Raw genomic sequence first — 14,719 nt, 5'->3', positions numbered from 1 at the left:
CGGGCCACCTTCTCCCACCGGGGGAAGGAAACAGAGAAACGGGGAACATCATGACGGCGCAACGCGGCAAGGACATCCTGCTGAAGATCGAGGGCGCGGGGGGCGCCTTCACCACGGTGGCGGGGCTGAGGGCGAGGACGATCTCGCTGAACGCCAAGACGGTGGATGCGACCGACAGCGACAGCGCCGGGCGGTGGCGCGAACTGCTGGCGGGGGCGGGCGTGAAGTCGGCGGCGGTGTCGGGTCAGGGGATTTTTCGAGACGCGGCTTCGGACGCCCTGATCCGCGAGGCCTTCTTTGAGCAGGCGGCGAAGACGTGGCGGCTGATCGTGCCGGACTTCGGCGTGCTGGAGGGGCCGTTTCTGGTCGCTGCGCTGGAATACGCCGGGGAGCATGAGGGCGAGGCCAGTTTTGCGCTGAGCCTGGCCAGCGCGGGCGAGATTGGGTTCTCGCCGCTATGAGCGTGAACGGCGTGCGGGGCGAGGTCGCCGCGATTTTGGCGGGGGCGGAGCGGAAGCTGTGTCTGACGCTGGGGGCGTTGGCGGAGATCGAGACCGGGCTGGGCGTCGCCGGGATGGCGGCGCTGGCCGAGCGGATGAAGGCGCTGTCGGCGCGGGATCTGATGGTGGTGCTGGCGGCGCTGTTGCGCGGCGGGGGCGAGGTTGCGCTGGCGGAGGGGCTGGCGAGCGCGTCGGTCGATCCGCGTGAGGCGGCGGAGGCGGTGGCGAAGGCCTTTGCGGCGGCCGCCTGATGACGCCCCAAGACCGTCAATGGGCGGAGATGATGCAGGCGGCGGCGCGGATGAGCGTGGCGCCGGAGAGCTTCTGGCGGCTGTCGCTGAAGGAGTGGCGGATGCTGACGGCCGGGCCGGTTCAGGCGGCGCCGCTGGGACGGGGCGAACTGGAGCGGATGCAGGAGATGTGGCCGGATGACCGATAGTTTCAGGCCGGACGGGATCGACGCCGTGCCGGTGAAGGCGGCGGAGGCCGCGGCGGCGCTGGAGGCGCTGAAGGAGCCGGCGGAACGGGCGGCGGCCTCGATCGAGGACGCCTTCGGGCGCGCGGGGGCCAGCCTCACGCGGTCGCTGACGCGGGCGGCGGCGGACGGAGAGGTGACGCTGGCCGAACTGGCGCGGGCGGTGCTGAACGCGGTTAATGCGGCGGCGGGCGCGCGCGGCGGCGGACTGTCGGGGGCCATAGCGGCGGCGCTGGGCGGCTTCGGCGGGGCGCGGGCGGACGGCGGGCTGGTGTTGGGCGGCGGGGCCTATCTGGTCGGGGAGCGCGGACCGGAGGTGTTCCGTCCGGCGAGCGCGGGGACGGTCGAGCCGATGGGCGGTCGCTCTGGTTCGGGGGCCGGGGTGACGGTGAACGTCACGGTGGATGGAGGGGCCGAAGGGCTGCTGCGCTCGGAGACGCAGATCGCCCGGATGCTGGCGCGGGCGGCGGCCCTGGGCGCGCGCGGCTAGCGGCGTTCAAGCAGGGAGGCGCCGGGCGCCGAACGATAGCGCAAACAAAAAGGGACGCCCGGAGGCGTCCCTTTCAGACCGATGGGTCGACTACTCGCCCTTGGGGTTCGGGCCGTATTTGTTGTCGCCGGGCTGGCTGTCGGAGATGCCGATCCAGAGCCAGAAGCCGATAGCGACCAGCCAGGTCAGGCTGAGGATGCCCAGCGCCGGGCCGAAGGTGCTGAGGATGACGGCGGGATCCTCGTTTTCCAGCGCCTGGGCGTTCATGAAGGCCGAAACGCCGATCGACATGAAGGCGAAGACCCAGCCGCCGATCATGACGACGTAGGGGATGGCGATAATCCAACCCGCCTTGCCCATGTCGTGCAGGCGCTTCACGCCGATGGCGAGGTGCGGCCACAGCAGGGCGAGGCCCAGCAGGTTCAGGAACGGGATGAAGTTCAGGATCAGGCCGACGCCGAACAGGATCAGCCAGCTGATCCAGAAATGCTGACGACGCAGGCGGCCGTTGAACGAGAACATGGCCGTGGCGAAGTCATAGGCGCCGAGCGGAGCGCCGCCCGTCGATGAGGCGGCGGCTTGGCCGAAGGCGGCGGCGGGGGCGGTGGAGGCCAGGATCATGACCTGGGTCGCCTCCATGCCTTCCGGCACGAAGTCGACACGGGCGCCGACGGCGACGGTTCCGCCAGCCTGGATGTCCGCGCGGGTGAAGCCGTAGCGGATGCTGTCGTCGCCGCTGATCAGGCCCGTGCCCGAGACGTCGTCATAGCTGAGTATTTCGCCGCGCACGCGGATCTCCTGTCGTTGAACGGCTTCGCCGTGGTGTGGCGAAAGCATGGCTGACGCGGGCGGCGCGGACAACCCGAAGTCTGACGTTAGGCGAAGTTTTTCGCGAGACGTTCGCAAACTGTCCCGCGACGGGACGCAATCCACATCAAACTAGCGAGGACGCATGGCCTTTCATGAGGTGCGCCTGCCCGCGCGGCTGGCGTTCGGTTCGACCGGCGGGGTCGAGCGCAGGACGGAGATCACGACGCTCGCCTCGGGGGTCGAGCGGCGCTCGACGCCCTGGGCGGACGGGCGCAGGCGCTATTTGATCGGGGCGGGGTTGCGGTCGCTGGACGACATGGCGGCGCTGACGGCGTTTTTCGAGGCGCGGCGCGGGCGGCTGCACGGGTTCCGGTTTCGCGACTTCGCGGACTTCAGGAGCGGGGCGCCGGGGGCGGCCGTGACGTCGCTGGATCAGGCGATCGGGACTGGAGACGGGCAGGCGCGCGTCTTTCAGCTGAGCAAGGCCTATGGGGATCACCGGCGGGTCATCGCCAAGCCGGTCGAGGGATCGGTGCGCGTGGCCGTGGCGGGCGTGGAGACCGCGGCCTTCAATCTGGAGACGACGACGGGGCGGGTGACGCTGGCGACGGCGCCGCCTCAAGGCGCGCCGGTGACGGCGGGGTTCGCCTTCGACGTGCCGGTGCGCTTCGACGCGGATCGGATGGAGGTGACGCTGGAGAGCTTCGGCGCCGGGCGGATGGTCGCCATGCCTCTGATCGAAGTGCGGGTCTGAGCCATGCGCAATGTTCCGAACGAACTGGCCGCCCGCATCGAGAGCGGGGCGGCGACGCTGTGTCATGCCTGGCTGCTGAGGCGGTCGGATGGGCGGGTGATGGGCTTCACCGACCATGACCGCGATCTGGAGGTCGAGGGCGTGGCGTGCCGGGCGGCCAGCGGCTGGACCGGCGGGGCGGGCGAGGGCGAGGTCGGGCTGGCGGCGGGCGCGCTGTCGGCGTCGGGCGGATTGGATGATGCGGCGATCACCGAAGAGGACATAGCGTCGGGGCGGTATGACGCCGCCGGGGTCGAACTGTGGCGCGTGGACTGGATGCGGCCGGACCTGAAGGTGCGGCTGTGGACGGGGCGGCTGGCGCGGATACGGCGCGAGGAGGGGCGGTTCATCGCCGACCTGAACGGGCCGATGGCGGCGCTGGAGCGGGTGGTCGGGCGGACCTATGGCCGGGGCTGCGACGCGGTGCTGGGCGACGGGCGTTGCCGATTGGGCGCGGCGGCGGTTGCGGGGCGCAGTTGCGACAAGCGGTGGGCGACCTGTGTGGGCGTGTTCGGCAATGGAGTGAATTTCCAGGGGTTTCCGGATGTGCCGGGCGAGGATTTTCTGACCGCGCGGCCCGTGGCGGGACGCAATGACGGCGGGAGCCGCAGGCGATGAGGGCGGGCGCTGATCTCTCCCTCCCCTTCATGGGGAGGGTGGCTGAGGCGGAGCCGAAGCCGGGTGGGGGCGGCGGGGCTGTTCAAGCGCCGCGCCCCGATCAGCAAGCCCTCCCCACCCGGTCGCTGCGCGACCACCCTCCCCATGAAAGGGAGGGAGAGGCGTGGCGCGCGCAGATCGTGACCGCTGCGCGCGTTTGGCTGGGCACGCCGTATCGGCATCAGGCTAGCTTGAAAGGCGAGGGGGCGGACTGTCTGGGCCTGGTGCGCGGGGTGTGGCGCGAGGTGATGGGCGAGGAACCGGAGGCGCCGCCGCCCTATCGCCCCGACTGGGCCGAGGTCGGGGGCGAGGAGGCGTTGTGGTCGGCGGCGCGGCGCTGGCTGGTGGAGATATCGCCGGAGCGGGTGGGGCTGGGCGACGTGCTGCTGTTCCGCATGGCGGCGGGCGCGCCGGCCAAACACTGCGCGGTGTTGAGCGCGGTCGAGGCGCCGGAGCGGCGGATGATCCACGCCTATTGGGGCCGCTCGGTCGTGGAAAGCTGGATGGGGCCGTGGTGGCGGCGGCGTCTGGTCGCGGCCTTTCGCTGGCCTGAATCCCGGACGATTTTGAAGGAGTAGACGATGGCGCAGGTGCTGCTGGGCGGCCTTGGGGGCATGGCGGGCGTCAGCAGCCTGGGCCTGTTGGCCGGGGGGCTGCTGGGGCGGGCGCTGGACGACAGGCTGGTCGCTGGATTGTCGCCCGCGCGGCAGGTCGGGCCGAGGCTGGAGGGGCTGAAGCTGCAATCCTCGGCCGAGGGGGCGCCGATGGCCTGCGTCTTCGGGCGGGCGCGGGTGACGGGACAGGTGATCTGGGCCGCGCGGTTTCTGGAGCGCAAGGAGAAGCGGTCGGCGGGCAAGGCGGGAAAGACGGTCGACTACGCCTATTCGCTGAGTTTCGCGGTGGCCCTGTGCGAGGGGCCGATCGACGGAGTGGGCCGCATCTGGGCCGACGGCCAGCCGATGGACATGGCGGGCGTGACCATGCGCCTGCATCGCGGGACCGAGGATCAGACGCCGGATCCGTTGATCGAGGCGGTGGAGGGGCGGGCGCCCGCTTATCGCGGTACAGCCTATGTGGTGTTCGAGGATCTGCCGCTGGACGCCTGGGGCGACCGGCCGCCGCAACTGGCGTTCGAGGTGTTCCGGCGGCCGCAGGGGGCGGCGCCGCAGCTGGAAGACCGGCTTGAGGGCGTTTGCCTGATCCCCGGCGCGGGGGAGTTCTGCCTGGCGACCGAGCCGGTGATGCGGCGCGAAGGGCTGGCGAAATCGACGCCGGAGAACGTGCATTTGACGGCGGGTCAGACCGACCTGGAGGCCTCGCTGGATCAGCTGACGGCCCAGGCGCCGAGGTTGAAGCGGGTCAGTCTGGTGGTCGGCTGGTTCGGCGACGACATACGCATGAGCCATTGCCGCATCCGGCCGGGGGTGGAGCGGCGTCAGAAACCGACCGAGCCGCTGGTCTGGCGCGTGGCCGGGGTCGAGCGGGCGGACGCGCATCTGATCTCTCAGGTAGAGGATGGTCCGGCCTATGGCGGCACGCCCTCGGACGACAGCGTGCGGCAGGCGATCCGGGCGCTGAAGGCGCGCGGGCTGGAGGTGACGCTGTATCCCTTCGTCTTCATGGACTGCCCCGGCTATCCGTGGCGGGGGCGGATCACGGGGACGGACGGGGCGGGGGCGACGGCCGAGGTCGCGGCTCTGTTCGGGACGGCGGGCGGTTGGGGGTTGAGGCGGCTGGCGCTGCACTATGCCCGCATGGCGGCGGATGAGGGGGCGGACGGCCTGCTGATCGGCTCGGAGATGCGAGGGCTGACCTGGACGCGGGATGCGGACGGAGGCTTTCCGGCGGTGGCGCAGTTCCGGACGCTGGCGGCGGAGTGTCGGGCGGTGGTCGGGGCGCGGGTCAAGCTGAGCTACGCTGCCGACTGGTCGGAGTATTTCGGCTGGCAGAGGGATGGAGAGGCAAGGTTTCACCTCGATCCGCTGTGGGCGGACCCGAACATCGATTACGTCGGCATCGACTGGTATCCGCCGATGGGCGACTGGCGCGCGGGCGCCGGAGGGCGGGACGCCGAAGATTTCAAGGGGCCGTCGGACCCGGCCTATCTGGCGGCGCAGGTGGCGGGCGGCGAGGGGTATGACTGGTTCTACGCCAGCGCGGCGGATCGGGCGGCGCAGACGCGGACGCCGATCACGGACGGCGCCCACGGCGAGGACTGGATCTGGTGCTACAAGGATCTGAAGGGCTGGTGGTCGAACCGGCATCATGAGCGCGTGGGCGGCGTGCGGCAGGCGTCGCCGACGGCCTGGGTTCCGGGGATGAAGCCGATCCGGCTGACCGAGTTCGGCTGTGCGGCGGTGGATCGCGGGGGCAATGCGCCGAACCTGTTCCAAGACCCGAAGAGCAGCGAGAACGCCCTTCCGCCGTACTCGACCGGGGCGCGCGACGACCGGATGCAGCGGCGGCTGATCGAGGCGGTGCTGGGGCATTATGCGCAGCCCGCGAACAACCCGGTTTCAAGCGTCTATGGCGGGCCGATGCTGGAAGGGGCGGACGTCTGGTGCTGGGACGCGCGGCCTTATCCGGCGTTTCCGGCGCTGAGTGAAGTGTGGGCCGATGCGGGCGCCTGGCGCACGGGGCACTGGCTGAACGGGCGGATGGGCGGCGATGCGCGCGGGCTGATCGAGGCGATCCTGAAGCGCGGCGGTTTGGCGGAGACGGACTTCACGCTCGGGGCGGTGGACGGCGGGGTGACGGGCTATGTCATCGACCGGCCGATGGCGACGAAGGACGCCTTGTCGCCGCTGGTGCAGGCGCTGGGGGCGACGACAGCCGAGCGGGGTGGTCGGGTGGCCGTGCTGGGCGAGACGGCGCGGGGGATGACGCTGCATCAGGCGGCGCTGGCCCTGCCCGACAAGGGCGGGAGCGCGGCGGCGGATCGTCGGTTGACGCCTCGGCCGGGCGCGGCGCGGCTGCGCTTCATCGATGAGGCGGCGGATTATCAGTTGGGCGCGGTGACGGTGCGCGGCGAGGGCGAAGGCGGCGGCGTGGATGCGGCCTTGCCCGCCGTGGTCGGGGCCGGGCTGGCGACGGCGGCGGCGCAGCGGCTGTTGGCGGGCGAGGCGGTGGAGCGGCTGACGCTGAAGCTGGGGCCGCTGGAGGCGCTGAGGCTGGAGCCGGGCGATGTGACGGCGGTGGAGGGGCGTGCGGGCGACTGGCGCGTCGAGCGGCTGGACTGGGATGAGACGCCCAGGGCGGTGCTGGCGCCGGTGGTCGAGGTCGCTGTCGTGGACGCGCCCGAGGATTGGCGCGGAGACGGCGGCGGGGCGGGAACGCCGGGGGCGCCGTTCCTGATGCTGTTGGACCTGCCGCCTCTGCCGGGCGAGGAGGCGGACGGGCGGCCGGTGGTCGCGGCCGCGGCGGAGCCGTGGACGCCGATGGCCCTGCATGGCGGGGCCTCAGTCGACAGTCTGACGCAGAGGGCGGTGGTGGAGACGCCCGCGACGGTGGGGACGCTGACGGCGCGCTTGCGGCCCGGCGTGGTCGGGCGCAGGGACGAGACGGGCGTGCTGAACGTGCGGATCGAGGGGCAGGCGCCGCAGAGCCGGGCGGCCGAGGCGGTTCTGTCGGGCGCCAATCTGCTGGCGGTGCGCAGTGCGGACGGGTGGGAGCTGGTGCAGTTCCGCCGGGCCGAGATGGTCGGCGGCGACGTGTGGCGGTTGAGCGGCCTGTTGCGCGGACAGCAGGGGACGGAAGAGGCGGCCGCGCGCGGGGCGGAACCGGGGACGCTGGTCGTGGTGCTGGATCGCGGCATGGCGCGCGCCGAGGTCGATGCGGTCGAGCGTGGATTGCCGCGGATCTGGCGGGCGGGGCCTGTGGGTTCGCCGCCGGGCGGGGCGGGGACGACGGAGGTCGGCTTCGTCTGGAGCAACCGGAACGCGGCGCCGTGGCGACCGGCGCATCTGCAGGCGAGGTCGGAGGGCGGCGGGTGGCGGTTGAACTGGTTGCCGCGCGTGCGGCGGGGCGGCGACGGTTGGGAAGGCGAGCCGCCCGAGGTCGATCCGAGGCGGTTTCGGGTGCGGGTGCTGGACGGCGTCGTCGTGCGCCGGGTTTGGGAGGTCGAGGGGCTGGCGGCGGTCTATGGCGCGGTAGAGGTCGCGGCGGACTTTCCCGGGGGCGTTGGGGCGGGCGTCCGGGTTGCCGTGGCTCAGTGGGGCGAAGGGTATGGCTGGGGGACGGAGGCGGTGTTGGGGTTGTGAGATACAAGGCCCTCTCCCGCCGGGAGAGGGTGTTGCAACATGAGGAAACCATCCTCGCCTCTTTCGGCGGGCGGGCGCATGGCTTAACTGACGCTCTGGTTCGTATTGATCCGAGTGGAGCGAAAATTGGCTGGCGATCCCTATCAGGAACTGGGCGTTTCCAAGGGCGCGAGCGCGGACGAGATCAAGAAGGCGTTCCGCAAGCTGGCCAAGGAACTGCACCCCGACAAGAATCCCGGCGACAAGGCCGCCGAGGAACGGTTCAAGCGCATCACCGCCGCCTTCGACCTGTTGGGCGACGCCGAGAAGCGGGCGAAGTATGATCGCGGCGAGATCGACGCCGACGGACGCGAGCAGTTTCGCGGCTTCGGCGGCGGGGCGCAGGGCGGACGGCCGGGCGGCGGGGGTTTCGGGGGCTTCGGCTTCGGCGGGCGCGGCGAGGGCGGTCCCGGCGGCCGGGCCAGCTTCGACGACATCGATCTGGAAGAGATTTTCGGCGCTTTCGGCGGCGGCGGGCGTGGGGCCGGGCGTGGGTTCGGCGGCGGGCGCGGCCAGGACGTGCGGGCCACCCTGGACATCAGCCTTGAGGACGCCATCGCCGGGACGACGCGGCGCATCCAGTTCTCGGACGGGCGGATGCTGGATGTGGCCATTCCCAAGGGCGCGTCCGAAGGCCAGGTGATCCGGTTGAAGGGGCAGGGCGCGTCGGGGCGGGGCGGTCAGGCGGGCGACGCCCTGATCGAACTGCGTATCCAGCCGCACCCGGTGTTCAAGCGCGACGGCGCTGATCTGACGATGGATCTGGCGGTGTCGGTCCCCGACGCGGTGCTGGGCGGGAAGATCCAGGTGCCGACGCCCGAGGGCGCGGTGATGATGACCATCCCCAAGGGCTCGAACTCGGGCAAGGTGCTGCGGCTGAAGGGGCGCGGCGCCTATGCGAACGGCAAGCGCGGCGATCTGCTGGCGAAGCTGGTGGTGACGCTGCCGGAGACGCCGGACGACGAACTGGTCCGGTTTGCGGCCGAATGGCGTGAACGCCGGCCCTATAAGCCCGGCCGCTGACGGCTTAAGGGCTTAGCTTACTTCTTCTCCTCCCCGAGACTGTAGAGACCGTCATGACGTCCAAGCCCGCCGCCAAGCCCGCTCGCCCCTGGTTCTCGGCCGGGCCGACGGCCAAGCGTCCGGGCTGGTCGTTGGCGGGGCTGCCGACCAATCTGATGGGCCGGGGCATCCGCGCGCCGGAAGTGGCCGAGCGGTTTGCGCATGGGCTGAAGCTGACGCGCGAGGTGCTGAGCCCGCCGGACGACTATGTGCTGCTCTATACGCCCGGCTCGGACACCGGGGCGGTCGAGGCTGCGCTGTGGTGCATGCTGGGCGAGCGGCCGGTGCAGGTCGTCGCCTATGAGAATTTCGGTCAGGTCTGGGCGACCGACGTGCGCGACCACCTGAAGCTGGAGCCGGAAGTGCTGACGGCGCCGTGGGGCGAGCTGCCGGATCTGTCCCAGGTCGATCCGAAGAAGGACGTGGTGTTCCCGTGGAACGGCACGACCTCGGGCGTGCGAGTGCCGGATGGGGACTGGATCGCCGACGACCGCGAGGGGCTGACCATCTGCGACGCGACCTCGGCGGCGTTTGCGATGGATCTGCCGTGGGACAAGCTGGATGTGACGACCTTCAGCTTCCAGAAGGCGCTGGGCGGCGAGGCGGGCATCGGCCTGATGGTGCTGTCGCCGCGCGCCGTGGCGCGGCTGGACGCCTATCGCCCCGATCGGGCCGTGCCCAAGGTGCTGCGGATCGTCGACAGGAAGGGTTTTGACCGGACCCTGGCGGACGGGGTGGTGATGAACACCTTCTCGGTCCTGACCATCGAGGACTGGATCGACGCGCTGGACTGGGCGAAGGGCGTGGGCGGCCTGCCCGCGCTGATCGCGCGCACCGACGCCAACTATGCGGCTCTGGCCGAGTGGGTGGAGCGGACCGACTGGATCGACTTCCTGCCGGAGCGCCCCGAAATCCGCTCGACCACGTCGGTCTGCCTGAAGTTCGTCGATCCGCGCGTGGCGGCGATGGACGAGGCGGGACAGAAGGCCTTCGTGAAGCGGTTCAAGGGGCTGCTGGAAGGCGAAGGGGCGGTCTATGACATGGAGCCGCATCGTTATGCGCCTCCGGGCCTGCGCCTGTGGTGCGGTTGCACGGTCGAGACGGCGGACGTCGTGGCCGCGACGCCGTGGCTGGAGTGGGCGTTCCAGACGGCGGTCGGCGAGCTGGTTGGATAATTCTGTCGCCCATCCTACGCCCTTTGGGGGCGACTCCGGACGATTCAGGGGTTATAGGCTCCCACCGCATTCTGGATTGCGGAGAAACGGTCTTGGCTAACGTCGCAGTGGTCGGCGCCCAATGGGGCGACGAGGGCAAGGGCAAGATTGTCGACTGGTTGTCGAACCGGGCCGACATGGTCGTGCGGTTCCAGGGCGGCCATAACGCCGGGCATACGCTGGTCGTCGACGGCAAGGTCTACAAGCTAGCGCTGCTGCCTTCGGGCGTGGTGCAGGGCAAGCCCTCGATCATCGGCAACGGCGTGGTCGTGGACCCGTGGCACCTGGTCGGCGAGATCGAGAAGATCCAGGCCCAGGGCGTGGCCATCACCCCCGACATCCTGACCATCGCCGACAACGCCTGCCTGATCCTGCCGATCCACCCGGCGCTGGACGTGGCGCGCGAGGCCGCCGCCAGCGCGCCGGGCGCCAAGATCGGCACGACCGGCCGCGGCATCGGCCCGGCCTATGAGGACAAGGTGGGCCGCCGCGCCATCCGCGTCTGCGACCTGGCCAATGAAGACGACCTGAAGATCAAGATCGACCGTCTGCGCTCGCACCATGATCCGCTGCGCGCGGGTCTGGGGCTGGAGCCGATCGACCCGGCGGCCCTGCTGGCGCAACTGCTGGAGATCGCGCCGAAGATCCTGCCCTACGTCAAGCCGGCGTGGCGGGTGCTGGACGCCGCGCAGAAGGCAGGCAAGCGCGTGCTGTTCGAAGGGGCGCAGGGCGCCTTCCTGGACGTGGATCACGGCACCTATCCCTATGTGACCAGCTCGAACACCATCGCCGGACAGGCGGCGGCGGGGTCGGGCGTCGGTCCGCGCGGCGTCGGCTATGTGCTGGGCATTGTGAAGGCCTATACGACGCGCGTCGGCGAAGGCCCCTTCGCCTGCGAACTGAACGATGAGGTCGGCGAACATCTGGCGGTCGTGGGTCGCGAGGTCGGCGTGAACACCGGCCGGGCGCGTCGCTGCGGCTGGTTCGATGCGGTGCTGGTGCGCCAGTCGGTGGCGATCAACGGCATCGACGGCATCGCCCTGACCAAGCTGGACGTGCTGGACGGACTGAAGACGCTGAAGATCTGCGTCGGCTATCGCATCAACGGCGAGGTGCTGGACTATCTGCCGTCCAGCCTGAAGGATCAGGCTTCGGCCGAGCCGGTGTTCGAGGAGCTGGAAGGCTGGACCGAGAGCACGGGCGGCGTCCGCAGCTTCAAGGATCTGAACGCCCATGCGCTGAAGTATGTGCGGCGGATCGAGGAGCTGATCGGCGCGCCGGTGGCCCTGCTGTCGACCAGCCCCGAGCGCGACGACACCATTCTGATGCGCGATCCGTTCCAAGGCTAAGTTTACATTTTTGGGCTGAGGCAACATCGCCTTAACCCGTGGGGCATAGGGTCGGGCTCTGGAATGGAGCTCGCCCCGTGTTCGCCCTAGACGCCAAAACGATACAGAGGATCGCGCCGGTGGTTCGGCGCGTGCTGATCGTTGATCCCAATCCCGCCGCCGCGCGCCTGCTGATGGACCTGCTGAAGGGGTTCGGATCGCGCGAGATCGTGGTCGAGGGCGACGAGGCGCGCGTGCTGGACCTGGCGCGCGAGATGGAGCCGGGCCTGATCTGCACCGAGCGGGCGGGGCCGAAGCTGGACGGCGAGGCCCTGGTGCGGCGCATCCGTCGCTCCAGCCTGTCGTGCCGACGCGCGCCGATCATCATGGTGACGGCCGAGGCGACCGCCAGCGCCATCAAGGGCGCGCGGGATTCCGGCGTGCACGAGTTCCTGAGAAAACCCTTCACCAGCGGCGATCTGCAACGTCGGATCGAGAACCTGGCGACCAAGCCGCGCGACTGGGTCGAGGCGGTGGGTTATGTCGGCCCGGATCGGCGGCGCTTCAACTCGGACGACTACGCCGGACCGCAGAAGCGCAAGGCGGACAAGCCGCGTTCCGGCGCCGAGGCCGCGGTGGCGGTCAAGGATCAGGCGATGCGGATCCTGTTCTCGGCCCTGACGCAGTTCGACAGCGACCCGATGCAGGCCGTACGGGCCATCAAGCAGCAGGCCGAGACGTTGAAGGCGCTGGCCATCAAGACCGGCGACGCGCCGCTGGCGATCGCGGCGGCGGGTCTGGATACGGTGCTGGCCGCCGGGGCGCCGACGAAAGCCGTCCTGACGGCGCCGGTTCAGGCGGTGCTGAAGCTGGCGCCGCCCGAGACCCTGGCGCGGGCGGGGTAGGGAGCCGTGGTCGACGTCAGGCGTCGACCAGGTTCCGTTCCTCGGCCGCAGCGCGCATGGCCTTCTGCAGCTTTTCGAAGGCGCGCACCTCGATCTGACGCACGCGTTCGCGGCTGACGCCGTACTGGCCGGCGAGTTCTTCCAGCGTGACCGGGTCGTCCTTGAGGCGACGCTCGGTCAGGATGTGCTTCTCGCGGTCGGTCAACTCCTCCATGGCCTCTTGCAGCAGGCTCATGCGGATCGACTTTTCCTCGTCTTCGGCGAGTTGGGTCTCCTGGCTGACGGCGTCGTCGTCGGCCAGCCAGTCCTGCCACTCGCTTTCGCCGTCCGCGCGCAACGGGGCGTTCAGCGAAGCGTCGCCGCCGAGGCGGCGGTTCATGTTGGTGACTTCTTCTTCCGACACGCCCAGCTTGGTGGCGATGGCCGCCAGGTGTTCCGGGTGCAGGTCGCCTTCCTCGAAGGCCGAGATCTGGCTCTTGGCCTTGCGCAGGTTGAAGAAGAGCTTCTTCTGCGCCGCCGTGGTGCCCATCTTCACGAGAGACCAGGAACGCAGGATGTATTCCTGGATCGAGGCGCGAATCCACCACATGGCGTAGGTCGCCAGGCGGAAGCCCTTGTCGGGATCGAATTTCTTGACGGCCTGCATCAGGCCGACGTTGCCCTCGGAGATCACCTCGCCGATCGGCAGGCCGTAGCCGCGATAACCCATGGCGATCTTGGCCACGAGGCGCAGGTGAGAGGTCACGAGACGGTGGGCGGCCTCAGGATCCTGGTGTTCGCTCCACCGCTTGGCGAGCATGAACTCCTCATCCTTGGTCAGCATCGGAAACTTACGGATTTCCGTGAGATAACGGGACAGTCCCTGTTCAGGCGACATCACCGTCAGCGTGGTATTGGCCATGTGGTCCCTCCGACCGAATGCTAGAGCAGGCGCCGCGGCTTTGACCACATGACGTGCATCATCGCCTCGCCCCTCAACTGATAAGATGGGAATCCGTTGCCCGGAGCGAAAGGGGCGGATTGTCTCAATTCGGCGGCGACCGCGCGGGTCGTCCGTCGTGGCGATTATCTAGCACAGATGTTGTTGCTAATAAAGCGGACAGTTTGGCGCAGACGCGACGGCGCGCCAAAGCGTCAGAGTTCGCTGAGCAGGGCTTCCAGCCGCAGCATGTCCTCGGGCGGGGCGGTTTCGAAGCGGAGGGCTTCGCCGGTGACGGGGTGGATGAAGCCGAGGACGGCGGCGTGCAGGGCCTGGCGTATCAAGCCGGACTCCTCGACGGCGGCGCGGACGGTGGCGGCGGGGCTGCCCGAGCCGTAGACAGGATCGCCGAGCAGGGGCGCGCCCTTGGACGCCATGTGGACGCGGATCTGGTGGGTGCGGCCGGTGTGCAGGGTGCAGGCGACGCGAGCGGCTAGCGGGGCGTTCGAGGCCTTGGCCGGGCGGCCGAAGGTTTGCTGAACCACATAGTCGGTGATCGCTTCGCGCCCGCCGGAGCGCAGCACGGCCATCTTCTTGCGGTCGCCGCTGGAGCGGCCGATCTGGGTCTGGATGCGGCCCTTTTCGGGCGAGGGCGCGCCGCGCGTCAGGGCCACATAGGTGCGCTCGATGTCGTGGGCGGCGAACAGGGCGGACAGACCTGCGTGGGCGCGGTCGGACTTGGCGGCGACCATGACGCCCGAAGTGTCCTTGTCCAGGCGGTGGACGATGCCGGGGCGGGCGACGCCGCCGATGCCGGAGAGACTGTCGCCGCAGTGGGCAAGCAGGGCGTTGACCAGAGTGCCTGTCTCGCAGCCCGGCGCCGGGTGGGCGGCCATGCCGGGCGCCTTGTCGATGACGATCAGGTCGGCGTCCTCGAACAGGACGGTCAGAGGAATGGCTTCCGGCTGGGGCGTGGCCGGGGCGACGGGCGGCAGGGCGACCACATAGAGACCGGGTTGGGCCTTGGCCGAACCGTTGGAGACCGTCTGGCCGTCGCGGGTGACGGCGCCGTCGGCCAGCAGGGCCTGGAGCCGGGCGCGGGACAGGGTCGGGAAGGCCTCGGCCAGAGCCTTGTCCAGACGCACGCCCGGCGCGTCGATGCGCGCGTTGAGCAATTCAGGCGCTTCGTCGTCTTCCGACAGTAAAGGTTCATCAGCCATGGTGTGAAATAGCATGGCTTGCGTGAAGAGGCGTCATCGGACCTCGAG

Annotated in this window: 15 protein-coding genes; 12 read left to right on the top strand and 3 right to left on the bottom strand. The window is 70.0% G+C overall.

Features of this window, described 5'->3' with window-relative positions; translation table 11 throughout:
• Positions 1–50 precede the first annotated feature (50 nt).
• From EGK63_RS12470 to EGK63_RS12455, 4 genes are read left to right on the top strand one after another with little or no spacing between them, the layout of a single operon-like run.
• Entirely contained in the window at positions 51–461 is a 411-nt protein-coding gene (locus EGK63_RS12470) for a phage major tail protein, TP901-1 family (protein ID WP_125901761.1), read from the top strand.
• A complete protein-coding gene (locus EGK63_RS12465; RefSeq protein WP_125901760.1) occupies positions 458–751 on the top strand; it encodes a GTA-gp10 family protein in 294 nt (97 codons plus the stop codon). Before EGK63_RS12470 ends, EGK63_RS12465 begins: the two co-directional genes overlap by 4 nt.
• Complete coding sequence (locus tag EGK63_RS12460; RefSeq protein WP_125901759.1) at positions 751–939, top strand: phage tail assembly chaperone; 189 nt, start codon at positions 751–753, stop codon at positions 937–939. Before EGK63_RS12465 ends, EGK63_RS12460 begins: the two co-directional genes overlap by 1 nt.
• Positions 929–1,465 (top strand): phage tail tape measure protein, encoded by a 537-nt coding sequence (locus EGK63_RS12455; protein WP_125901758.1) that lies wholly within the window; start codon positions 929–931, stop codon positions 1,463–1,465. Before EGK63_RS12460 ends, EGK63_RS12455 begins: the two co-directional genes overlap by 11 nt.
• Positions 1,466–1,555: 90 nt before the next feature.
• Here EGK63_RS12455 and EGK63_RS12450 read toward each other — a convergent pair whose 3' ends face one another.
• Complete coding sequence (locus tag EGK63_RS12450; RefSeq protein ID WP_207896375.1) at positions 1,556–2,254, bottom strand: DUF805 domain-containing protein; 699 nt, start codon at positions 2,252–2,254, stop codon at positions 1,556–1,558.
• 163 nt (positions 2,255–2,417) lie between these two features.
• Here EGK63_RS12450 and EGK63_RS12445 point away from each other — a divergent pair, with 163 nt between their 5' ends.
• From EGK63_RS12445 to EGK63_RS12410, 8 genes are all read left to right on the top strand, one after another.
• On the top strand, positions 2,418–3,029 hold the full coding sequence (locus EGK63_RS12445) for a DUF2460 domain-containing protein (protein WP_125901756.1): 612 nt from the start codon (positions 2,418–2,420) through the stop codon (positions 3,027–3,029).
• A 3-nt stretch (positions 3,030–3,032) separates the two neighbouring features.
• Complete coding sequence (locus tag EGK63_RS12440) at positions 3,033–3,686, top strand: DUF2163 domain-containing protein (RefSeq protein WP_125901755.1); 654 nt, start codon at positions 3,033–3,035, stop codon at positions 3,684–3,686.
• 179 nt (positions 3,687–3,865) lie between these two features.
• Positions 3,866–4,303, top strand: coding sequence for an NlpC/P60 family protein (locus EGK63_RS12435; RefSeq protein WP_243637681.1), 438 nt, complete (start codon positions 3,866–3,868; stop codon positions 4,301–4,303).
• Positions 4,304–4,306: 3 nt separating this feature from the next.
• Positions 4,307–7,984: a glycoside hydrolase/phage tail family protein gene (locus tag EGK63_RS12430; protein WP_125901753.1), complete on the top strand. Its 3,678-nt coding sequence runs from the start codon at positions 4,307–4,309 to the stop codon at positions 7,982–7,984.
• Positions 7,985–8,110: 126 nt separating this feature from the next.
• Complete coding sequence (locus EGK63_RS12425) at positions 8,111–9,046, top strand: DnaJ C-terminal domain-containing protein (RefSeq protein WP_125901752.1); 936 nt, start codon at positions 8,111–8,113, stop codon at positions 9,044–9,046.
• 53 nt (positions 9,047–9,099) lie between these two features.
• Positions 9,100–10,260: a phosphoserine transaminase gene (locus tag EGK63_RS12420; RefSeq protein WP_125901751.1), complete on the top strand. Its 1,161-nt coding sequence runs from the start codon at positions 9,100–9,102 to the stop codon at positions 10,258–10,260.
• Positions 10,261–10,352: 92 nt separating this feature from the next.
• Positions 10,353–11,648 (top strand): adenylosuccinate synthase, encoded by a 1,296-nt coding sequence (locus tag EGK63_RS12415; RefSeq protein ID WP_040345924.1) that lies wholly within the window; start codon positions 10,353–10,355, stop codon positions 11,646–11,648.
• 77 nt (positions 11,649–11,725) lie between these two features.
• Complete coding sequence (locus EGK63_RS12410; RefSeq protein WP_125901750.1) at positions 11,726–12,532, top strand: two-component system response regulator; 807 nt, start codon at positions 11,726–11,728, stop codon at positions 12,530–12,532.
• Positions 12,533–12,548: 16 nt separating this feature from the next.
• Here the strand turns inward: EGK63_RS12410 and rpoH are convergent, their stop codons facing one another.
• Together rpoH and EGK63_RS12400 are read right to left on the bottom strand one after the other, a co-directional pair.
• Positions 12,549–13,433 carry an RNA polymerase sigma factor RpoH gene (rpoH, locus tag EGK63_RS12405; RefSeq protein ID WP_125901749.1) on the bottom strand — a complete coding sequence of 295 codons (885 nt, stop codon included), beginning with the start codon at positions 13,431–13,433 and terminating at the stop codon, positions 12,549–12,551.
• Positions 13,434–13,666: 233 nt separating this feature from the next.
• Complete coding sequence (locus tag EGK63_RS12400; protein WP_125901748.1) at positions 13,667–14,671, bottom strand: RluA family pseudouridine synthase; 1,005 nt, start codon at positions 14,669–14,671, stop codon at positions 13,667–13,669.
• Positions 14,672–14,719: the final 48 nt, after the last annotated feature.

This window comes from Brevundimonas sp. 357 (assembly GCF_003938605.1).
GTDB lineage: Bacteria > Pseudomonadota > Alphaproteobacteria > Caulobacterales > Caulobacteraceae > Brevundimonas.
This window is presented reverse-complemented; position numbering and strand designations above follow the sequence as displayed.